Source organism: Shewanella sp. NKUCC05_KAH (assembly GCF_019345585.1).
Taxonomy (GTDB): domain Bacteria; phylum Pseudomonadota; class Gammaproteobacteria; order Enterobacterales; family Shewanellaceae; genus Shewanella; species Shewanella oncorhynchi.
This window is the reverse complement of sequence record NZ_JAHKQZ010000020.1, coordinates 87390-109191: the sequence shown is the minus strand read 5'-3', so window position 1 is coordinate 109191 and position 21802 is coordinate 87390. Positions and strand designations below refer to the sequence as shown.

Genomic DNA, 21802 nt, shown 5'->3' with positions numbered 1-21802 from the left:
GATTACCCCATATCAGCAGATAATTTGCTTTGTGCTGCGAAGAAACTAACTGAACTCTCATTAACTCATGGTTGTTGGGGTTATGAATTATGAGGGGATCCTACAGTGCTCAATTAGTTAAGCAGATTAATGCCTTGAAATTACATAATTCAAGGTGTGATGATGAGTATTTTTTATTTCCTTGTGGATTTAAAAAGATATCTAGTAGTAATACTGAGCTTACATTAGGTGTTTTTGACTCGATACAATCATTCTCAGATGATTTGTTTAATGAACATAATGTTGATTTAAGCTCTGTTTTGGATGAGATTTACTCATACGTAAAGGATGAATTTGAGTATATTTATACACCGTCAGAAATAGATTATGATACTTATACAAAAATAGAAGGGAAAACTATTCAATCTTTAATGGGGACTTCTGTTGATTTAATAATTAAAGATTGCATTGATGAAGGGGTTATTAAAGATATAAACAGTGGCTTAGATGAGTTTCTTAGAAAAGTAGAGGTCTATTTAGAAAAGTATGAATATAAAAAACCTGCTAAAAGGCAGACTTTATTCAATTTGACTCATCTAACATCAAAAATAATCGAGACATATTTTGAGTCAAAAGTTCTAAATTTAAGGTCTAACTCTGAACTTACTCCGATATATAATTTTAGTTCAGGCGAGAAACGCAAAGCAATTATTGATTTAGCTAGAGCATTTATTTTAAATTCAGGAAGAGATTTACATAATAAAACGGTTGTTATTGCTATGGATGAGCCAGAGGTATCTCTTCATACTTCAGCTTGTTTTGAGCAGTTTGAAAAATTAGAAGAAATATCAAAAAATCGAGTGCAAACACTTATCTCAACTCATTGGTACGGATTTTTCCCATCAGTATCGTCTGGTAATGCTGTTTATATTGCGGACTCGGAAGATAATAGAGTTTCTTTTTTGATTAATTTATCAAGATTCAGAGAGGATGTCAGATTAATACGTAATGAAACTCAAGGCAAAATGCCGAGTAATATTGAGCTTAAAAGTGTTAATGACTTTGTTCAGTCTGTTATATCGTCAATTACTCGTAGTAATAAACGATGGATTATCTGTGAAGGCGCTTCAGATAAAATATATTTAAATCACTTCTTGGAAGGTGAAGGTTTTAACATTCTTTCTGTTGGGGGAAGTAAGTATGTTAAGAAAGTTTATGAATATATATATTTGGCACTAGAGGATGAACGAAGCGATATTAAAGGTAAAGTTTACTTTCTTCTTGATACAGATAAAAATTCGAGGGTTATTCTTCAAAAGATTCGATGAAGAATCTTAGATTGAGGAGAATGCAAATAAACAGTGTGAGCAAAGCTGTTGAGCTTTTAAAAGCATCTGATAATTCCCATTTTCCACCTACAGAAATTGAAAATGTTTTAAATTCAGAAATATTTAAAGAAGTGTTGGAATATTACTGCTCTACAGGTCACAAAGGGCTTCTTGAAAATGTTGTAGATAGTTGCCTTGGCTTTGAAAATAAACTTGTTTCTGGAGTTGCATTTGACTTTAGAATCTCTGAATTAGCTTCTCTAGATGAATTTTTCGAACAGATTGGAATGAAGGTTAAATTCGCAAAAAAATACTGCGAATTAGATGTACATCGTAAAGTTCCTAATTGGGTCAATGATATGAAAGACTTTTTTTTGGATTGACATCTTACCGGAATTTTAAATTGGAGGTAAATTGAAGTTTTTAGTGATTATCTTCGGCATAGCTGTGTCGATATTTATGCATGGAAGTGGGTTGTCTGTCGATAGCAAATGGTGGTGGGATTTACTGTTATCTTTCAATGTAAAAGCATTAAGTGAAAACTTGGGGATGGTTGTATTTTGCTTTTGGATACATCTTCCACTGATGATCATATTTTCTTTAGTATGTGCTTTGATTATTAATCGAGTTGGGTATCCAAGGTATTTTATTTACTCTGTGTTAGGTACTTCATTTTTTACATTTGTTGTGCTGCCATCACTGCCTGTTTTCGATGTGTTATTAGCTGGCGGGATGAGCCCATTACGTTTTATCGATATCTTTGTAAAAACACTCATGTTTCTGACCTTGTTCTTTGTTTTTAATATACTTATGAAAAAGTTTAATAGGCTGAATTTGTTGGATTAATTTCACTTTTAAGATGTTTCACTGACTGTGTTTATTGATTTATTTTAGGGATGATTTAAGAGCTTTATGAAAAAAATTAGTTTTTGGGGTATGAGCATAGTGCTTGCTTTGACACTTGTTATCGGCCTTGCAGTTGATTTTATGGTTGAATTTAAGTCTGAATCGATTTTTATGCAGATGAATATTTTTAGCTTTAAATTATTGCTTTCTTTACTTAGCATGCTTTGTGTATATATTGCTATTGCAGTCACTTTTAATTTTAAAGTGTTACCTATGCTTATAGGTAAAGACTATCCGTCAAATTACTTTAGGTGGTCTAAGTTTCGATATCTAGAAGTTTTCTTTTTATTTAACTTATGGTCTATGGGTCATCTTCAATATTTCACCGTCGTAATAGTTAATTTCGCTTTGGTTGAGTTGATACACTTATATTTAGTTTATAAAAGTATCAATGATAAGCTCGAGTCTACTATATAAATTGGTAAGTTGAGGACAATAAGGCTTGTGGAGTTGGCATAACTCTTTCAATGCGAAAAGTTAACTCTAATGCCACAGAAGTTCACCGATCCCCTGCGAAGTTGCTGAAGGGCGTTGAAGAAAATAGCGTGACGCAGACAGGACGTCTGCGTAGCTTTCGGGGGGAAGGGACGCCCCATCGGAAGCGTTAGCTATTTTCGAATAAGCACGAAGCCAGTCACTAATGCATGTAACTTCGCTAGGGGCGGCAAGGGGAGATGCAAGAGGGGGATTGCTGTTGATCCCCTTCTTGCCCTGGTGTGGAATGGAATTCCACGACTTTGATTTTGATTTTGATTTTAAATTTAAAAATTAAAACCAAAAATTAAGGAGTGATAACTCAGCCCCTTAATTCTACGTTTTGTCTAATCTCCCAAGTGAAACTTGGGCATTAACGAGTACCAATGATTACTCAGGATCATAATCCAACACTGGCGCCAGCCACTTCTCCGTTTCCGCAATGCTCATCCCTTTACGCTTGGCATAATCTTCCACTTGATCGCGGCCGATATTACTCACGCCAAAGTAGCGGGATTTCGGGTGGGCGAAATACCAGCCCGATACTGCCGCTGTGGGGAACATGGCGTAGCTTTCGGTGATGTTCAAGTTGATGGTTTCATCGGGCTTGAGCAAGTCCCATAACAAGCCTTTTTCTGTGTGGTCTGGGCACGCTGGGTAACCGGGGGCGGGGCGTATGCCTTTGTATTTCTCGCGGATTAAGGCTTCGTTACTTAACTGCTCATCGGCTGCATAACCCCAAAACTCTTTACGTACCCGTTCGTGCATCCGCTCGGCAAAGGCTTCGGCCAAACGGTCGGCTAAGCATTTGAGCATGATGGCGTTGTAGTCGTCGTGGTTGGCTTCGAAACGCGCCACATGTTCGTCTATGCCGTGGCCTGTGGTCACCGCAAAGCCGCCCATGTAATCGGCGACGCCTGAGTCTTTTGGTGCAACAAAATCGGATAGGCAGAAGTTGTCGTTGCCGACACGCTCAAGCTGCATCCGCAGGTGATGTGTGGTCATTTCGACTGTGGTACGCGACTCATCGGTATACAGCTCAATGTCGTCGTAATTGACGGTATTGGCAGGGAATAAGCCGATAACCGCTTTCGCCGTGAGCCACTTTTCCTCGATGATTTGTTTGAGCATGGCCTGACCATCGGCGAATAGCTTTTGCGCCTCGACGCCGACGACTTTATCGGTGAGGATTTCAGGGTAATGGCCGTGCAATTCCCACGAGCGGAAAAACGGTGTCCAGTCGATACGCTCGACTAAGTCTTCTAATGGATAATTATCAAATACTTGGCGACCGAGCACGTTTGGCGTGAACGGGGTGTAGTTTGCCCAATCGTGTTGGCAGCGATTTTCACGGGCCGCTTCGAGTGACACTATCTCTTTGCGCTTGGCTTGGGATAAACGCTTAGTGCGCATGTCGTCGTATTCAGCATAGGTTTCGTCTATGGTCGCTTGGCGGGTCTCGTTGTTGATGAGCTTACTCACCATAGGCACGGCGCGGGAGGCATCGGCGATATAAATGGCGCCATGGGGATAATGGGGCGCAATCTTCACCGCAGTGTGGATTTTAGAGCAAGTGGCGCCGCCGATAATCGCCGGAATGGTTAAGCCTTCACGGTGGAAGGTTTTCACGTTATGCACCATCTCGTCCAGACTCGGCGTGATGAGCCCCGACATGCCGATGATATCGATATTGTGTTCTTTCACGGCGTCGAGAATTCGCTCCACCGACACCATCACACCTAAATCGAATACCTCAAAACCGTTACAGGCGAGCACCACGCCGACGATATTTTTGCCGATATCGTGCACGTCACCTTTTACTGTCACCATCAAAATCTTGCCGTTAGATTGGCCTTCGACCTTTTCTAGCTCGATATAGGGGTTTAAGTAAGCCACGGCTTTTTTCATCACCCGCGCCGATTTCACCACCTGCGGCAGGAACATTTTGCCTGAGCCGAACAAGTCGCCGACCACGTTCATGCCGTCCATCAAGGCGCCTTCAATCACATCCAGCGGACGTTTCGCTTCTTGGCGAGCGGCTTCGGTATCTTCATCGATAAATTCGGTAATGCCTTTGACGAGCGCATGGGACAAGCGTTGGCTCACCGGCCAGCTGCGCCATTCTAAATCTTCTTTCTTGCCCACCTGCGCGCCATCACCGCGGAATTTCTCTGCGATTTCAAGTAACTGCTCGGTATTGCTTGAGCCTTCAACTGGGCAGGGCAAGTTAAGCACCACGTTTTCGACCCGCACTTTAAGTTCAGGATCGATATCGTCGTAAATGGCTAACTGACCCGCGTTGACAATGCCCATGTCCATGCCGACTTTGATGGCGTGGTACAGGAAAACGGCGTGAATCGCTTCGCGCACTGGGTTGTTACCGCGGAATGAGAACGACACGTTCGATACGCCGCCCGAAATCATTGCGTGGGGCAGGGTGGCTTTAATCGCTTTAATGGCATCAATAAAATCGACGGCATAGTTGTCGTGTTCATCGATACCCGTGGCGATGGCGAAGATATTTGGGTCGAAGATGATGTCTTCTGGCGGAAAGCCGACCTTATCGACCAATACCCGATAGGCGCGGGTACAGATTTCGATTTTACGCGCCTTAGTGTCAGCCTGACCTTGCTCGTCGAATGCCATGATAATGGCCGCCGCGCCGTAGCGTTTCACTAAGGTGGCTTGCTCGATAAACTTGGCTTCGCCTTCTTTGAGGGAAATAGAGTTAACTATGCCCTTGCCTTGAATACATTTGAGGCCAGCTTCGATCACTTCCCACTTAGAGGAGTCGATCATAATAGGTACGCGGCTGATGTCGGGCTCAGAGGCAATCAAGTTCAAAAACTTGTGCATGATTTCGGCGCCATCGAGCATACCTTCGTCCATGTTGATGTCGATGATCTGCGCGCCGCTTTCGACCTGCTCGCGGGCGACATCGAGCGCTTGCTCAAACTTGCCTTCTTTGATTAACTTTAAAAACTTAGCCGAGCCTGTGACGTTGGTGCGCTCACCCACGTTAACGAACAGGGATTGGGCGTCGATAGTCAGTGGTTCCAAACCTGCCAAGCGGCAAGCGACTGGAATGTCCGGCAAAATACGTGGATCGTGACGGCTCACCGCTTCGCGGATCACGCGGATATGTTCAGGCGTACTACCACAACAACCCCCGATAATATTAAGCATGCCTTCGCGCGCCCAATCTTCGATCACGTTCGCCATGTCTTCTGGGGTTTCATCGTAACCGCCAAACTCGTTCGGCAGGCCTGCGTTCGGATGCGCCGACACATAACACTCGCTGATGCGGGATAATTCTTCCACATAGGGGCGCAATTCTTTTGGCCCAAGTGCACAGTTAAGACCGATAGATAAGGGCTTGATATGGCGAAGGGAATTGTAAAAGGCTTCGGTCGTTTGGCCAGTCAGTGTGCGACCCGAGGCATCGGTAATGGTGCCCGAAATCATGATCGGCAATCTGTCTTTAGAATGCTGACCGAATAAGTCATCGAATACCGATTCAATTGCAAACAGCGCGGCTTTGGCGTTTAAGGTATCGAATATGGTCTCGACCATAATGATATCCGCGCCGCCTTCAATCAGCGCCTTAGTGGATTCTTTGTAAGCAGTCACTAACTCATCGAAGCTGACGTTGCGATAGCCTGGGTCGTTCACATCAGGGCTAATCGAACACGTACGGTTAGTGGGGCCTAACACACCGGCGACGTAGCGTGGAATGCCTGTGGCAGCAAAGGCTTCATCACAGGCTTCACGTGCGAGGCGCGCGCCGACTAAGTTAATTTCGGCGGACAGCGACTGCATGTCGTAGTCGGCCATGGCGATGGTGGTGGCGTTAAAGGTGTTGGTTTCAATGATGTCGGCACCGGCGTTTAAGTAGTCGGTGTGAATTTGTTTGATGATGTGGGGTTGCGACAAGACTAAGAGGTCGTTGTTACCTTTGACATCTGTATGCCAATCTTTAAAACGTTCGCCGCGATAGTCCTCTTCTTCCAGTTTGTAGCCTTGGATCATAGTGCCCATGGCACCGTCTAAGATCAGAATGCGCTCTGCAAGCTGTTTGCGAATGTCTGCTAATATTTGGCTGGCTTTGGTTGAGGGTATCGTCATAAATAATTACCTTAAATACAGCTAAGTTAAGTCCAAAAATCGGCCATTGTTATGCTAAGTGCATTTTATTGTCGTCAGCCGACATTTTTTTGAATACTTGTTCTTAAAAATTTGTTTTGGACATTTAAACGTATAGACGTCCATAATACGCGACTTATGATTGTCAGGGCAAGATGAAAGTCAAAGGCATTAGGAGCGAGAATCGAGAATCTAGAATTTAGGCCCTCGGCTTGAGTTTCTAGCATCTAGTCCCTAACTAAAAAGGCATATATGAAACAAGTTCGATTGTTATTGTTACGCCACGGTGAGTGTGAAGGCGGCGCGATCTTGCGGGGTCGTGTGGATGTGCCTTTAAGCAAAAAGGGTTGGCAACAAATGTCGGCAGCAGTTGAGTCACAGGCCAGCGTGTGTAGCGCGATTTATAGCTCGACTTCACGCCGCTGCGCCGATTTTGCCCACGCTTTTGCCGCCGAGCTGCATTCGACGGCGGCACTGATATCTGAGTCAAGGCCATTGCAGGCGCAGTGTTTGTCGGGTTTACAGGAAATTGATTTTGGTGATTGGGACGGTTGTCGGCTCGATGAACTGTATCAACAAGAGGGCGAACACTTAGCGGCGTATTGGCAAAACCCTTGGCAAACTCCGCCGCCTAATGGTGAAACTATGGCAAGTTTTGAGTCGCGGGTGAATGGGACGATTGACCAGATACTCGCCGCCGAGTTTGAACGATTGACCCTTGACTCACATAAAATGGGTAATGAAAACAGTGCCATTAATGAAACCACTGACAATATGCCAGCCACTCAAGTGTGGGTCGTGACCCACGGCGGGGTGATCCGTCACTTAATGGCGCGTGCCTTAGGGGTTGAACGGGCGGTGGGGTTTTATAGTCAACTCGATTTACCCGTGGCGGCCGTGGTGACTATTAATGTGCTGCAAGATGAACAGGGTGCCTGCTATTGGCGTTTAGATTGGCCGAGTGGGCGCAGGTGTTGAGGCCTTATTTCACTATCTCGGCGCTATCATGTAGGCGTGATCGTTTGGCGAGAATAAGCTGACATGAAAATATTCTGATTTAAACAGCATTGCCTAATGGGATAGATGTAGGATAATGCTTTTCCCTGACGTTTGAACGAGATAGCGTATTACATGCGCAATGAGTGATAACGTCGCAGAAATAGGTGTTGGGAATAGACTCTCTTTGTTCGAATCGCTCCGTTGTTTTTATTCACAGTGGCGTTGTTAACAAAGAGCATATCAACCCAAACATAATAGGGAATCGGGGAACTGCTCGTCAGTCAGCCCGAACTGTGCCCGCAACTGTGAGTAGTTTAAAGAAGCACCTAGATTCTAGAGCCTAGCTCCTTCTTTTCTACAAGTCAGGAGACCTGCCTATTTCTGTTATCGCTGCGTGCAGCCTTAGTTCTCGAGCGGGTGACTCGAGGGAGCAGATGACAATGTGCACAACCTTTTTTTATACAGGTTTGGACTCGATAGGAGCGCCGCTTAGGTGAAACTTTCCGCAATCCAAACTAACAGCCCCGTGAATGACACTAACCCGTCATTGAGCCCGTCAGTCGCGCTCAATGTGAGCCAGTTGAGCTGGTGTATCGATGGCAAAACCATTCTTTCCAATATTAACTTTACGCTGCCAACGGGGCAGATGCTGGGGCTGATTGGCCCTAACGGTGCGGGCAAGTCCAGTTTGCTGCGCTGTTTGTATCGGTTTGTTCGCCCGACTCAGGGCAAAATTACCCTTTTTGATCAAGATATTGAGCGCTTGTCGCCCAAGGCGTTTGCCTGTCGCGTCGCCGTAGTGCAGCAGGATACACCGCACTATTTTGACCTCACCACAGAGCAATTGGTCAGCATGGGCTTAACGCCCCACAAGGGCATGTTCGATACCAATTCGAGCTGTGATATTGAGCGTATTGCAAAGGCTTTAGAGAAAGTTGGCTTGAGCCATAAGATGCACCAACAATATGAGCACTTATCCGGCGGTGAAAAGCAACGCGCTTTGATTGCCCGTGCCATAGTGCAGCAGCCGCAGCTTTTAATCCTCGATGAGCCAACGAATCACCTCGATGTGCGCTATCAAATTCAAATCCTCGAATTGGTGCGTAGTCTTGGTATCAGCGTGATTGCCTCTATTCATGATCTTAATTTAGCCAGTGCCCTGTGCGACAGTTTGTTGTTGATCCATAACGGGGAAGTCAGCGCTATGGGGACGCCAACCGAAGTATTAACCGAGGCGCGAATTGGTGATGTGTTTGGCGTGTGTGCTCAGGTATCGCCCCATCCACAGCATAAAAAGCCCTTAATCAGCTATTTTTATGGTTACCACCATGTAGATCATGGCCTGAACGAGCGAGGCGAGGGCGGATGACTCAGGGGAGTAAACAATATTTCATCTCATATTTGGGGCGTATCGTGACACCGTTGACGAGACAACAACTGATGCTGCTCGTATTAGGTATCATCACTTTGATAACGCCTATTGCTGCGACGAGTTTTGGTGCGGCGAACATCAGTTTTACGGATGTTATTCAAATATTTATCAATAAGGCGACGAACTTCACTCAAGCCAATGGTATGACTGAACGCATTGTGATGGAGCTCAGGCTACCGCGCATTTTACTCGCCTTTGTGGCGGGTGCGGGTTTGTCACTGGCGGGCAGTGTGTTGCAAACTGTGACTCGCAATCCGCTCGCCGATCCCTATTTGTTTGGCATTAGCTCTGGCGCGTCCTTTGGCGCTGTGGTGATGTTGACCTTATTCACTGGCTCTGGATTTTTTGATAATGCGGGCATGGCTGCACATTCTGGGCTTTTTAGCGGTTCGGGCGCCTTGTCTGGATTACTTTGGTTTAGCTTGCCCTTGGGCGCTTTTATTGGCGCGAGTTTGTCGGTGTTGATAGTGCTTGCCTTGTCTGGGCTTGGGCTCAATAGCCAAGTGGAGCGCATGTTGCTCTCTGGTGTGGCGACCTCCTTTATGTTCGGCGCATTAACGAGTCTGCTGCTGTATTTCGCCAGTCCGCAGGCGACAGCCTCTGTGCTGTTTTGGAGTTTAGGCAGTTTTGCAAAGGCCAGTTGGTCCTTGTTAGTACTGCCGACACTGGTGATTGGTGCGAGTTTATTCATTATTTTAGGCATGAAACGGCAGATCATGGCGTTGCAGGCGGGGGATGAAACGGCGCATACCTTAGGGGTGAATGTGCCTAAGCTGCGGCTCAATATGTTGCTGCTCTGCTCCTTGATTACCGCTATTTTGGTGGCTACCTGTGGCGGTATCGGTTTTGTCGGGTTAATGATCCCCCACACAGTACGCATGCTGTTCCCCGGTCGTCAGCCGATTTTATTAACGGCGCTGGTGGGCGGATTATTTATGGTGTGGATTGATGTATTAGCGCGCTGTTTATTGGGGAATCAAGAGTTGCCCGTGGGCATTATCACAGCCGCCATAGGTAGTATGTTCTTTTTGCTGATTTTGCGTAAGCGTAGAGTCATGTCGTAAGTGCAGACTGACGGGATAATCAGTATTTCTGTTGATATCCCACCCGCGATTGGAAATGCACAATTGGACATGTTCGTCATAGACGCGGGATGCGTTGTGGTTATTTAATGTAGATTACAAAGTGGAGTGTGGATGTCTCAGTCAGCCGTGTCTTTTCAAATAAGCCCTGTGAGTAAAGCGCAGGATCTGGTGATTCTGCAGAAAATTGATCTTAAGACTAAGCCGCCCGGTGCCTTAGGTCAGCTCGAATCCTTAGCCTTGCAGATTGCCCGCGTGCAAGCAACTGATTTGCAACAAACGGATCAGCCACAAACGGATGTGCTCAAAATAGTCCATCCAACCATGTTAGTGTTTGCGGGGGATCATGGCATTGCCGCAGAAGGCGTGTCGATTGCCCCTAGCGAAGTGACTCACCAAATGGTGCAAAACTTTGCCCATGGCGGCGCGGCGATTAACGTTTTTTGTCGGCAGGTGGGCTTTAAGCTCGAAGTGATCGATTGCGGTATTTTAACGCCAGTTGAAGGGGTTGAAGGTATTATCGATCAACGTCTTGGCGCTGGAACGGGTGCAATCCATTTAGAGCCCGCGATGACGTTGGAAACCGTCGATAAAGGCTTTGCTATGGCGCGCGATTTGATTGAACGTCACCATCAAGCGGGTTGTAACTTAGTCGCCTTTGGTGAAATGGGCATAGGCAATACCTCCTCTGCTGCGGCCATTATGGCGGCGATTATGCAGTTGGATGTGATTGATTGCGTTGGCCGTGGTACTGGCATTAATAGCGAAACCTTAGAACGTAAACTGATGCTGATTGAGCTCGCGTTATTGCTGCATCAAAGCGCCTTAACTGGACCTAAGTCAGTGTTAGCTTGCCTAGGAGGCTTTGAAATTGTGCAGATGACGGGAGCTATGTTAGCTGCCGCTGAACGTAAAATGCTGGTGGTCGTGGACGGTTTTATCGCGACAGCGGCGGCATTAGTCGCAGTGCAAATCGCCCCCAATGTGCGTGATTATTTGATTTTTGCCCATCAATCCGATGAGCAAGGTCATCTGCGAATGTTAGAATTTTTGCAGGCTAAACCTTTATTATCCCTAGGGCTGAGATTAGGCGAAGGTACGGGGGCGGCGTTGGCATTGCCGCTTATTCAAGCCTCAGTAAATTTTTACAATCAAATGGCGAGTTTTAGTGATGCGGGGATTGAGGCTGTTGTATGATGTGCTCTGCTAAGTCGCTTATTTTACTTATTTAAAATAATAGCCTTTAGCCAACCGTTTTAATTTTAAACCTTGCAGCAAGTGTGAATTCACTAAGGATGCTTTATGTCAGAACGCGAAAGCTGGCACAAAGAGATAGATTTATTTTTAGTTGCCATGGGCTATTTTACCCGCATTCCTATGCCTAAGTGGGTCGAAGTCGATAGCGATAAATTGAATAAGGCCAGCCGTTATTTCGGTCTCGTCGGTCTTCTGGTCGGCTTGTTAAGCGCCATAGTGTTTTGGCTGACGCAGAACTGGCTCCCCGCCGGCGTTTCTGTTCTTTTAGCTATGTTGGTTGGCGTCTTGCTCACGGGCGGATTTCATGAGGATGGCCTCGCCGATACCTTCGACGGTTTTGGCGGGGGTTGGACGGCTGAAGACAAGCTGCGGATCATGAAAGACTCGCGCCTTGGCAGTTATGGCGCACTGGCGCTGATGTTGGCCCTGCTGCTGAAATGGCAGTTGCTAGTCGAGTTGGCACTGTACGATCCTGTCGTTGCGGGTTCAGCACTTATCGTCGCGCACACAGTGAGCCGTGTGGTATCAGCCAGTATCATTTTTAGCGAAAAGTATGTCCGCGATGACGAGACCAGTAAGTCTAAGCCGCTATCGCAACATCAAGGCATTAATGAGCTGCTTATCCTGATCGCCAGCGGCGTATTAGTGCTGTTATTCCTTAAGGGGTTAGCGGCATTGTCATTGCTATTGGTGATGATAGGACTGCGCCGTTTGATCATAGTGATCTTTAGACGCCAGATTGGCGGTTACACGGGTGATACCTTAGGCGCGGTGCAGCAAATATCTGAAATCGTGTGTTATTTTGTATTACTCGTTGTGGGTAACATACTGTGATCCACCTCGTCCTAGGCGGCGCCCGTAGCGGTAAGAGTCGCTACGGCGAAGCCTTAGTGCGTCAGTACACTGCGCTTGGCTTCGATGCTTGCTATGTGGCGACGGCGCAGGCGCTAGATGATGAAATGGCGACACGTATCGCCAAGCATCAAGCGGGACGATCGGACGATGGTATCGAATGGCAATTGTTTGAAGAGTCGCTCGCCCTCACTGCACTGTTAAAACAGTTAGCAAAACCTGGGCGAGTGATTTTAGTAGACTGTTTAACTCTTTGGTTAACGAATCAATTACTTGCATCCAGCGCCAAGATTGATGATGAACCCGCGCCGACTGAGTGGAATGCGACTGACTTTGCCGTTTCAACCTCTGACGATAAAGCTCATGCGAGTTGGCAGGCCGAGAAAACCGCTTTTGTGGATTCCCTCGTCGAGCTTGAGGGAGTGGTGATTTTGATCAGTAACGAAGTCGGTTCTGGCATAGTGCCCTTAGGTGAGTTGAGCCGACAATTTGTTGATGAAGCAGGCTGGTTAAATCAAGCCGTTGCGACCTTAGCGGACAATGTCACCTTAGTGGTCGCCGGTTTACCCTTAGCATTGAAACCACTGTAGACTTTGGGCTCAGTCCACGTTTTAAGCTTAAGTTGCATACTTAAGTGATTTTTAGACTGAGCTGTTATGTTAATGACTGCAAACTAGAATAAGCCTTTTAAACCTATGTCCTCTCCAAACACAGACAACACAGCCTGCGCTAATGCACTCGATACCGCTGATGCTTTAGCTATTCATTCTGCTACTAATCTTGTGGTGAATACGCCTGCTGTTAATTCACCTCGTCGCGCAAAAGTCTTGATGGTGCAGGGCACAACATCGGATGCGGGTAAAAGCACCTTAGTGGCGGGGATTTGTCGTTTGCTCGCCCGTCAGGGGATTAAGGTTGCGCCCTTTAAGCCGCAAAATATGGCGCTCAATAGCGCTGTCACTATTGATGGCGGCGAGATTGGCCGCGCACAGGCCTTGCAAGCCGTGGCCTGTTATCTTGAGCCCCATACCGATTTTAATCCCATTCTGCTTAAACCAAGCTCGGACACGGGCGCACAAATTATTGTACATGGCAAAGCCCTGACGACACTCGAAGCCTCGGCCTTTTTTGGGCCTAAATCTAAGGATTACAAGGCAATGGCGCTTGGCGCTGTGCTGGAATCCTTCGAGCGATTGACGGCCCAGTATCAAACCATAGTGGTGGAAGGCGCGGGTAGTCCAGCGGAGATCAATCTGCGTGAAGGTGATATTGCCAACATGGGATTTGCCGAAGCTGTGGATTGCCCTGTGATTATCATTGCCGATATCGATAAAGGTGGCGTATTTGCCCATTTGGTCGGGACCTTGGCCTTGTTATCAGAATCCGAACAGGCGCGGGTAAAGGGCTTTGTGATCAACCGTTTCCGTGGTGATATTAGCCTGTTGCAATCAGGGCTCGATTGGCTTGAAGCTTATACTCAAAAACCTGTTTTAGGCGTGTTGCCTTATCTGCATGATTTACATCTCGATGCCGAAGATGCGCTGATAAGCTCGCCGACTAAAGGTGCTAACAGCCGCTTAAAAGTGCGGGTATTAGTGTACCCAAGGATCAGTAATCACACGGATTTTGATCCGCTGCGGCTAAATCCCGATATCGATTTTGACTATGTATCATTACAAACTCAAGCCGCGAGTCACGCCACTCATTTGCCCGCTGCCGATGTATTGATCTTACCCGGCAGTAAGAATGTGCGCGCCGATTTGGCCTTTTTACGCCAGCAAGGTTGGGATAAAGATATTGCCACACACCTGCGTTACGGCGGCAAAGTGCTCGGCATTTGCGGCGGCTATCAAATGTTAGGCCAAAGCATTGCCGATCCCTTAGGCATTGAAGACAGTGCGGGTGATACCGCTGGACTTGGCTACCTGCCGCTGAGCACAGAACTCAAAGCCGAAAAACAGTTACGACGAGTGAGCGGTGAGCTAACGTTACTTGGGCAAAAGGTTGCTGTGAAGGGCTATGAAATCCACTGCGGTGAATCAAGCTATCTTATCCCTAGGCTTGAACAAACGAATACGCCCTTGCAGTTAATCCCTGAATCCACATCTGTGAGCTTTGCTGATGGCCTGCAAAGCGATGACGGGCAAATCCTTGGCACTTATTTACATGGGCTGTTTGATAGCCCAGATGCGTGTCAGTTGATTTTGCGCTGGGCGGGATTAAACGATGCTAAGGCGATAGATATCAATCAAATACGTGAGCAGCAACTCGATCGTTTAGCCGATGTGTTAGCCGAGCATTTAGACATGCAAAAATTACAGCCAATTTTAGAAGCATAAGTTTTAAAAGCAGACATTTTTAGCAGCAGAGTGAAGAGAAGACCATGACAGCACAAAACGACAACGAACAAGCGCAAATCAAGGCCGAACGCCACAAGGCTCGCCAACAGAAAGTGAAAGCCGGTGTGGATGCTAAAATTGCCGCCGCCCAAGGGGAGAAGGGGATTCTGCTGGTGTTAACCGGTAACGGTAAAGGCAAATCGACCTCAGGTTTTGGCACAGTGGCCCGTGCCGTCGGTCACGGTAAAAAAGCCGCGGTAGTGCAATTTATCAAAGGCACTTGGGAGTGCGGTGAGCGTAATTTACTCGAAGGTGCAGGGGTTGAGTTTCATGTAATGGGCACAGGTTTTACCTGGGAAACCCAAGATAAAGAAAAAGATACCGCCGCCGCTGTACTCGCTTGGGAAGCCGCCGAAAAGCTGCTGCAAGATGAGAGCATAGATTGCGTGATGCTCGATGAACTCACCTATATGGTGAGCTATCACTATTTAGATGTGGAACGTGTGCTTAGTGCACTTAAAAATCGTCCACCCATGCAGCATGTGATCATCACGGGCCGTGCTTGCCACCGAGCGATTATCGAATTAGCCGATACTGTTAGCGAAGTGCAGCCGTTGAAACACGCATTCGAAGCGGGTATCAAGGCACAGCAAGGTTTTGATTACTAAACTGAGCGTGTTGTTATAACCATAAAGCGATATTTCTTATATCCATATTGGGCAGATAGTAAATGGCGGCCATGCCGCCAACGGTCACTTTTGCAACAGTGACAATCCCCACTAACCCTATCGCAGTTCGATTAGCTAAAAAGCTATTGTCCCAAAGTGTGTTTCGTAGTTTGAATGCTTTAATCAAAATCAAAGTCGTGGGGCTTCACCCCACACCCGACCAAGGAGGACTGCTCGTCCTATCCTCCTTGGATGCTCCAAGACGCCCCCAACGGAGTTGAAAGCCCCTTGTGCTCATTGACAAATTTGCTATCGCTTCCGAAGGATGCGTCCCTGCACCTGCGAAAGCTAGTCGGTCATCCATGACCGAACTCACGCAATTTATCTATTCGCCCTGCGGCAACTCCGAGGGGAGGAGTATTCCTTGGAGTTTTGAGTTGTTAGATAGCGATTCATTAGCAAAAACAAGGGTAGAATAACGAGAAATATAAAGCAATATCAAGTAATTACATTTAAAACTGCTATCGCAAAAAAGCAAAATCCTATAGCATCATTTGTACCAATTGACATTGATGTGGCCAAGTCCAACAAGCGATTTATGCCCCGCAAACAGCGCAGCGCATAAATACTAAGACGTTATGCAAAAAGGAAAGCATGAGTACGAATCCAATAAAAACCGCTATCCCTCTATGGTACGCGCAAATAAGTTGGGCTAAAGAGCTCATCAAGCATGGATTTAGCCTTTCTGAGGCCGAAGATATACTTGCTGAGGAGAATCGTGGCTGCAAATTGGTTCCTGGTACGGCTTGGTATATTCGTACACACGGCGTTGGTGTCGATATTTTCAAAACTCCCGAAGTTGGAGGTATCGACTTTGACTTCGATAAGCCCGATCCAGATCCTTGGCGATTGCAGATATTTATTGAAAGGCAAGTAAATGACGGAAACTTGCCATATGAGCACTATCGTGAATTGCTTGATAACGACGAGCTTATGAAAAAAGCCATTTCTGAGGTATTGTCACAAAGTGCATAACAAACGCCAGCACACCGCGCCTTCGGCGCTCGACTCGCAACAAGTTGCTCGCGTGTGTGGCGGGCGTTAGGCTTTAAATTTACAATCGAGGAAATCATGAAGTATCCAGGTCAACCAGAGTTTCCACCGAGTTGGTATAAAGATCGAAGTCAATCTTATATAGAAAAGCAGTTTAGCAAAGAACTCGGTGATTTAGCTGACGCAATTGAAAGTGAGCATTGGTTTGGCGACCCTGAAAAGCATAGCCGTTTTCGAGTTGATTTCATTCTTAAAGATGCTCGTTTGATCATTGAGTTGGATGGCCATGATTATCATTCTACGAAAGAACAACTAGAAAATGATGCAATCAGACAAAGGTATCTTTCAAGAGCTGGTTATACTGTAATTAGATTCACTGGTAGAGAAATAAATAGAAACCCTTCAGCTTGTGTTTCTGAGGTTCGTACAATTTACAAAGAGCGTATGCAAAGAGCTCCGTCAAAATACCGAGTCATGTATATTGATTACCCATTTATTTATCGAGAAATGTCTAAAGCCTTAGCTTTTTACAATAAATTGTACCCTGATAAAAATTTAACAGCGGTATCACTAGATGAATTAATCCCTCATGCTATTGAGTGGCTGCATGAAAAGTCATTCATTACAGTTTTTGTATTCCATCCACCAGAAGATTCCATGCAGATTGAACATTTAGATGGTTTGGTAAAAGAATACGAAAAAGGTGAAGTTAGGATTAATACTATCCCACACGAGTGGTATAGCCTTGAGCTTGGAAACCACATGGTTTGCTATTCCCATCTCTTTGATGAATTCTTTTTGGTTGCTGATGATCCTGTGTATACGGAGCCATTACGTTCAGTATTACCGAGTGAACTCACTAATAGACGGTTTGGTACTTCTAATTTGAAATATTTATCAAATGGTAAGTTGTTGCGTAAAGGCAATGAAGAAACAGCATATGCAGGTACTGACCTTGCTCGAGTGCTCTGGCAAAATATTTGGTACATAATTGGTGCATCAATGGGGCTGAGTTTATACGAACTATAAATCCATACAAACGCTTTAAGACGGATTCGCAACGCTCGACGGTTTTGGCTTGATTTGGCTTATGTGTTTACGGTGTAATAGTTGAGTGTCGTGGTAGCGTGGCTCACACCTTAATTGGGCATTACCCATAGAAATTTTCATTCGAAACCTACTAATTCGAGCTAAAAGTTTAACTCAGAAATGTCCAAAAGCGTGCTGCGTAAGGCTTTTAAATCTACAGATTACGCTAATGCCAAAAAGGTGAGCCATGGTGATTTGCGAGACGACCGTCCGCCCCATGGACGGGGCGGTCGAGCATCCACGGATGGACTGGCTGCGAGTCGATGAGCGAATGCCATGGCAAACCTATAAGTCGGGGCGGTCGAACATCTACGGATGAGCTTGGACAACATCCGTGTTTAATTGCCAGTTCGCCATCCATAGCTCTCCTTCATAAGCTTAGAAACCCTAGGTTTCTATTCACCATGTCGTCGAGCAAATACCATGGAGCGCCCTTCAATAGGGGCCTGCATTTAATAACCAAGCAATACCCTTCTATATTTAACGCTCCTCAGTCTAACTCTTGTTAAAGAAAGCATTAATCTTCTCTCGTACGAACATTACATATGCAAACTATAGCGGCATCTTATTGTTCTAATTTGTCAGCTTAGGTTTTTATGTCACTATAGGTTTTTTGCTGCGACGTTAGCATGTAAAGCAAGATGAGCTTTTAACGCCTTGAATCGCTGGTAAACAAGGCTATTGAGGCTGTTATTCTTGGTAAAACCCGTTAGCGTCTGTATCGACAGCTTTTTACCTGTGAGATTGGGCATCAGTGACTCAAGGATGATGCGATGAATAAACGTATTGTGATTTGTGCCGATGGGACTTGGAATCGGCCCGAGAAAGATCTTAAGGTCGATTTCCCCACCAATGTGCTACGCCTCGCGCGTGCTATCAGCCCGATAGCGGCTGATGGCAAACCCCAACAAGTATTTTATGATTGGGGCGTGGGTTCCTATTACGATCAAGCCATTGGCGGTGCGACAGGGCGCGGTTTACATAAAAACATCATGGATGGGTATCGCTATATAGTGCAAAACTATTCCCCAGGCGATGAGATTTATCTCTTTGGTTTTAGCCGCGGTGCTTACACTGTGCGTTGCTTGTGTGGTTTGATTAATAACTGCGGCATACTCAAACGTCCCGATGCGGCGTTGATTCAACAAGCTTTCGACCACTATAAAAAAAGCAGTGCGCCCTTTGCGCCTGATGGTGAAAAATCCCTCGAATTTAGAGCGAGATACAGTCATGAATCACGGGAAATCAAGTTTGTTGGCGTGTGGGATACCGTTGGTGCTATGGGGATCCCTATTTCATTTTTAGGCTTGTTCGAAGATAAAGACGAGTTTTACGACACTAAAATTGGCCGCAATGTGTGCGTTGCCCGTCATGCCTTAGCCATAGATGAACACCGCAGTGATTTTGAGCCGACTATTTGGCAACTACGCGACAATATGGACATGCAGCAAGTGTGGTTTGCCGGTGCCCATAGCAATATTGGCGGCAGTTATAAACCCGATAAAGACGGTTCATTGTTGTCGGATATTGCACTGTTGTGGATGATATCCGAGGCGCAGAAATTTAATTTAAGCCTAGAGCCACACTTAGCCGCGAGTGTGCATCCAAATCCGCTCGCGACCTTACATAACTCGAGACGCAGTTTTTATCGGATAAAACAGGAATATTTGCGACCACTCGACCCTGAGCAAGTCCCAGTACTTTTGCATCATTCGGTGAAGGCCCGCTGGGATCAAGATCCTCAGTATCGCCCGAAGAATCTACAAACTTATATCGAACACTATGGCTGGCCAGAGCAGCTAGTTTAACTCTATAACCCCAAGTGACCTGAAGAGACTACGCCTGCATCTTCAGGCGGTTTGGGGATAAATACTAAGGCATATCATGATTAAGCGACACTTAGCTGGACTCGTTTTTGGGCTCAGTCTGTTTCTCCCTCATAGCGTATTGGCCGAGCCCGCTAAACGCATTATTGCGCTCTCGCCCCATGCGGTGGAAATGCTTTACGCCATAGGTGCGGGCGATACGATTGTGGCCGCAACCGATTATGCGGATTATCCTGAGGCGGCAAAAAATATCCCGCGTATTGGGGGTTACTACGGCATTCAAATGGAACGGGTGATGGAGCTTAATCCCGATCTGATTGTGGTGTGGGATTCGGGTAATAAAGCCGAAGATATCAACCAGCTTAGGACGTTAGGATTTAACCTTTATGGCAGCGATCCTAAAACCTTAGAAGGCGTCGCCAAGGAGCTTGAAGAGTTAGGCCAACTTACGGGGCATGTTGAAGAAGCAAGCAAGGCTGCGGCCGCTTATCGCGCTGAGCTTATCCGATTGCGGGTTGAAAATGCTAAAAAATCAGAACCTAAGGTATTTTATCAACTCTGGTCGACCCCCTTGATGACAGTCTCTAAAAACAGTTGGATCCAACAGATCATCAGTGTGTGCCATGGACAAAATGTGTTTTACGATGCCGCCAGTGATTATCCGCAAGTCAGTTTAGAAAACGTCTTGCTGACCTTGCCCGAAGTGATTTTACAGAGTGAAGAAGAAGGTAATGTGAAAGGGGTTGATTGGCGCCAATGGCCAGAAATTCCTGCCGTGAAGAAACAGCATATTTATCAACTCAATGCCGATTTATTACATCGCGCGACGCCCAGAGCTTTACTCGGCGTTCAAGCCTTATGTGATGCCTTGGATAAAGCACGTTAAATAAAACGCCTGACAGATTATTCCGTCAGGCGCTTAGTCAGATGTTGCTATTTTCTAAGCGTTTAGAAAGGCGCGTTGATGTCGACCACATTAATCAGCTTGTGGTTTACAAACTCTTTCAATCCTAAATCAATCAACTCGCGGCCATAACCTGAGCGACGTACTCCACCAAAGGGTAAGTCGGCCTTGACCATAGTTGGATGATTGACAAACATCATGCCTGTGGAAACCTGCTTAGCGACCGCCAGCCCGCGTTGGGTGTCGGCGGTAAACACTGAGCCACCCAGTCCAAAGGGTGAGTCATTGGCGATGGCAATTGCCGCTTGCTCATCTTTCACCCTGTGGATACTGGACACTGGGCCGAAGAATTCCCAATAGTAGGCTGGGTTATCTGGCGTCAGGTTTGTCAGTATTGTTGGCTGCACAAAGGCGCCTTGCTGAGGCACTTTAGGACCCACTTCGGTCGCGGTTGCGCCGTGTTTTACGGCATCACGGATCTTCTGCTTCAACTCATCGGCCGCGCCTTGGGAAGACAGCGGTGCCAGCGTAGTGGCCGAGTCCATAGGATCGCCTGCTTTTAGCGCTTCGATCCCCTTGATATAACCCTTCATAAATTCATCGTAAATGGCTTCAACTAAGATCATCCGCTTAGATGATGTACAGACCTGTCCCGCGTTCCAGTGACGGCCAAACACAGCCCAGTCGATAGTTTTAGGCAGATCGGCATCTTCAAGTACGATAAAGGCATCTGCGCCACCCAGTTCTAGGGTGGACTTTTTCAGTGCCTTACCCGCCAGTGCGGCAATGATCGAGCCCGCATCTTCTGATCCTGTGAGCGCAACACCATGCACTTTGGGCGAATTGATGATCTGTTCTATCTGCTCTCGGGTGGCATACAGATTTTGGAATGCACCTGAGGGCAGTCCGGCATCGCACATTAAGCCTTCAAAGGCCGCAGCGCACTGGGGCACGTTGGATGCATGTTTGAGTAGTAAGGTATTTCCGGCGGCAAGCTGCGGCGCTAAGATGCGCGCAATTTGGTAGTAGGGAAAGTTCCAAGGTTCGATAGCCAATAATACGCCCAGCGGCTCATTAACCAGTATCGCTTCACCTTCGGCGGGATCGGCAACCGGCAGTTTTTGCGGTGCCAGCAGTCGCTCGGCATGTTCGGCGTAGTATTCGAAAATTTGCGCCGACAGTTCGACTTCAGCTTCGGCTTCTGCTGTGACCTTGCCCATTTCTAAGGTCAGTAGATTGGCGTATTTGGACTTGTTGTCTCTGAGGATCTTCGCTGCCTTAGACAGTATTGCGGCCTTGTCGGCAAAGGGAGTGGTTCGCCAGCTTAAAAATGCCTGATGGGCGGATTCTATCGCCTGTGTGACTTCGGTATCTGTTGCATTTGGAAATTCTTTAATGAGCTTTCCCGTAAAGGGATTGGTTGTTGCATAAGCCATATGTGCCTCCAAGCGTTTAACAAATAGAGCGTAAA

General features: G+C 46.5%; 17 protein-coding genes and 1 riboswitch. Of the genes, 15 read left to right on the top strand and 2 right to left on the bottom strand.

The window, feature by feature from the left end:
- The first annotated feature begins 89 nt into the window (after positions 1-89).
- The 3 genes from KO533_RS17660 to KO533_RS17650 are packed head-to-tail and all read left to right on the top strand — an operon-like array spanning position 90 to position 2153.
- On the top strand, positions 90-1307 hold the full coding sequence (locus KO533_RS17660; protein ID WP_219255410.1) for an AAA family ATPase: 1218 nt from the start codon (positions 90-92) through the stop codon (positions 1305-1307).
- A gap of 20 nt (positions 1308-1327) precedes the next feature.
- Entirely contained in the window at positions 1328-1690 is a 363-nt protein-coding gene (locus KO533_RS17655; RefSeq protein WP_219255409.1) for a hypothetical protein, read from the top strand.
- Positions 1691-1721: 31 nt separating this feature from the next.
- Positions 1722-2153 (top strand): hypothetical protein, encoded by a 432-nt coding sequence (locus tag KO533_RS17650; protein ID WP_219255407.1) that lies wholly within the window; start codon positions 1722-1724, stop codon positions 2151-2153.
- Positions 2154-3077: 924 nt separating this feature from the next.
- Here KO533_RS17650 and metH read toward each other — a convergent pair.
- Positions 3078-6812 carry a methionine synthase gene (gene metH / locus KO533_RS17645; protein ID WP_219255405.1) on the bottom strand — a complete coding sequence of 1245 codons (3735 nt, stop codon included), beginning with the start codon at positions 6810-6812 and terminating at the stop codon, positions 3078-3080.
- Positions 6813-7082: 270 nt separating this feature from the next.
- Between metH and KO533_RS17640 the strand changes: the two genes are divergently transcribed.
- From KO533_RS17640 to KO533_RS17585, 12 genes are all read left to right on the top strand, one after another.
- The gene (locus tag KO533_RS17640) at positions 7083-7808 is read left to right on the top strand and encodes a histidine phosphatase family protein (RefSeq protein WP_219255403.1); all 726 of its coding nucleotides are present in this window, start codon (positions 7083-7085) and stop codon (positions 7806-7808) included.
- 221 nt (positions 7809-8029) lie between these two features.
- A riboswitch (cobalamin riboswitch) is annotated at positions 8030-8223 on the top strand.
- Between the two features lie 99 nt (positions 8224-8322).
- Complete coding sequence (locus KO533_RS17635; protein ID WP_219255401.1) at positions 8323-9198, top strand: ABC transporter ATP-binding protein; 876 nt, start codon at positions 8323-8325, stop codon at positions 9196-9198.
- Positions 9195-10325: an iron ABC transporter permease gene (locus KO533_RS17630; protein ID WP_219255399.1), complete on the top strand. Its 1131-nt coding sequence runs from the start codon at positions 9195-9197 to the stop codon at positions 10323-10325. The genes KO533_RS17635 and KO533_RS17630 overlap by 4 nt, the downstream gene beginning before the upstream one ends.
- A 132-nt stretch (positions 10326-10457) precedes the next feature.
- Entirely contained in the window at positions 10458-11540 is a 1083-nt protein-coding gene (cobT, locus tag KO533_RS17625; protein ID WP_219255397.1) for a nicotinate-nucleotide--dimethylbenzimidazole phosphoribosyltransferase, read from the top strand.
- Between the two features lie 105 nt (positions 11541-11645).
- Positions 11646-12434 (top strand): adenosylcobinamide-GDP ribazoletransferase, encoded by a 789-nt coding sequence (locus tag KO533_RS17620; RefSeq protein WP_219255395.1) that lies wholly within the window; start codon positions 11646-11648, stop codon positions 12432-12434.
- Positions 12431-13042, top strand: a complete 612-nt coding sequence (gene cobU / locus KO533_RS17615) for a bifunctional adenosylcobinamide kinase/adenosylcobinamide-phosphate guanylyltransferase (RefSeq protein ID WP_219255393.1) — start codon at positions 12431-12433, stop codon at positions 13040-13042. Before KO533_RS17620 ends, cobU begins: the two co-directional genes overlap by 4 nt.
- Positions 13043-13147: 105 nt before the next feature.
- Positions 13148-14791 carry a cobyric acid synthase gene (locus KO533_RS17610; RefSeq protein ID WP_219255391.1) on the top strand — a complete coding sequence of 548 codons (1644 nt, stop codon included), beginning with the start codon at positions 13148-13150 and terminating at the stop codon, positions 14789-14791.
- Positions 14792-14835: 44 nt separating this feature from the next.
- On the top strand, positions 14836-15459 hold the full coding sequence (cobO, locus tag KO533_RS17605) for a cob(I)yrinic acid a,c-diamide adenosyltransferase (RefSeq protein ID WP_219255389.1): 624 nt from the start codon (positions 14836-14838) through the stop codon (positions 15457-15459).
- A gap of 654 nt (positions 15460-16113) precedes the next feature.
- On the top strand, positions 16114-16494 hold the full coding sequence (locus KO533_RS17600; RefSeq protein ID WP_219255387.1) for a hypothetical protein: 381 nt from the start codon (positions 16114-16116) through the stop codon (positions 16492-16494).
- Between the two features lie 96 nt (positions 16495-16590).
- Positions 16591-17541 carry a DUF559 domain-containing protein gene (locus KO533_RS17595; RefSeq protein WP_219255385.1) on the top strand — a complete coding sequence of 317 codons (951 nt, stop codon included), beginning with the start codon at positions 16591-16593 and terminating at the stop codon, positions 17539-17541.
- Between the two features lie 833 nt (positions 17542-18374).
- Positions 18375-19409, top strand: coding sequence for a DUF2235 domain-containing protein (locus KO533_RS17590; RefSeq protein ID WP_219255383.1), 1035 nt, complete (start codon positions 18375-18377; stop codon positions 19407-19409).
- Between the two features lie 76 nt (positions 19410-19485).
- A complete protein-coding gene (locus KO533_RS17585; RefSeq protein ID WP_113941151.1) occupies positions 19486-20313 on the top strand; it encodes a cobalamin-binding protein in 828 nt (275 codons plus the stop codon).
- A gap of 62 nt (positions 20314-20375) precedes the next feature.
- On the opposite strand, the gene KO533_RS17580 is transcribed toward KO533_RS17585, so the two are convergent.
- Positions 20376-21767: an NAD-dependent succinate-semialdehyde dehydrogenase gene (locus KO533_RS17580; RefSeq protein ID WP_219255381.1), complete on the bottom strand. Its 1392-nt coding sequence runs from the start codon at positions 21765-21767 to the stop codon at positions 20376-20378.
- Between the last annotated feature and the right edge of the window lie 35 nt (positions 21768-21802).

What these genes read in the sequence shown, in the direction of transcription:
- KO533_RS17660 (WP_219255410.1), top strand. Translation starts at nt 90, where the DNA reads ATGAGGGGATCCTACAGTGCTCAATTAGTTAAGCAGATTAATGCCTTG.
- KO533_RS17655 (WP_219255409.1), top strand. Translation starts at nt 1,328, where the DNA reads ATGCAAATAAACAGTGTGAGCAAAGCTGTTGAGCTTTTAAAAGCATCT.
- metH (WP_219255405.1), bottom strand. Translation starts at nt 6,812, where the DNA reads ATGACGATACCCTCAACCAAAGCCAGCCAAATATTAGCAGACATTCGC.
- KO533_RS17640 (WP_219255403.1), top strand. Translation starts at nt 7,083, where the DNA reads ATGAAACAAGTTCGATTGTTATTGTTACGCCACGGTGAGTGTGAAGGC.
- KO533_RS17630 (WP_219255399.1), top strand. Translation starts at nt 9,195, where the DNA reads ATGACTCAGGGGAGTAAACAATATTTCATCTCATATTTGGGGCGTATC.
- cobT (WP_219255397.1), top strand. Translation starts at nt 10,458, where the DNA reads ATGTCTCAGTCAGCCGTGTCTTTTCAAATAAGCCCTGTGAGTAAAGCG.
- KO533_RS17620 (WP_219255395.1), top strand. Translation starts at nt 11,646, where the DNA reads ATGTCAGAACGCGAAAGCTGGCACAAAGAGATAGATTTATTTTTAGTT.
- KO533_RS17610 (WP_219255391.1), top strand. Translation starts at nt 13,148, where the DNA reads ATGTCCTCTCCAAACACAGACAACACAGCCTGCGCTAATGCACTCGAT.
- cobO (WP_219255389.1), top strand. Translation starts at nt 14,836, where the DNA reads ATGACAGCACAAAACGACAACGAACAAGCGCAAATCAAGGCCGAACGC.
- KO533_RS17600 (WP_219255387.1), top strand. Translation starts at nt 16,114, where the DNA reads ATGAGTACGAATCCAATAAAAACCGCTATCCCTCTATGGTACGCGCAA.
- KO533_RS17595 (WP_219255385.1), top strand. Translation starts at nt 16,591, where the DNA reads ATGAAGTATCCAGGTCAACCAGAGTTTCCACCGAGTTGGTATAAAGAT.
- KO533_RS17590 (WP_219255383.1), top strand. Translation starts at nt 18,375, where the DNA reads ATGAATAAACGTATTGTGATTTGTGCCGATGGGACTTGGAATCGGCCC.
- KO533_RS17585 (WP_113941151.1), top strand. Translation starts at nt 19,486, where the DNA reads ATGATTAAGCGACACTTAGCTGGACTCGTTTTTGGGCTCAGTCTGTTT.
- KO533_RS17580 (WP_219255381.1), bottom strand. Translation starts at nt 21,767, where the DNA reads ATGGCTTATGCAACAACCAATCCCTTTACGGGAAAGCTCATTAAAGAA.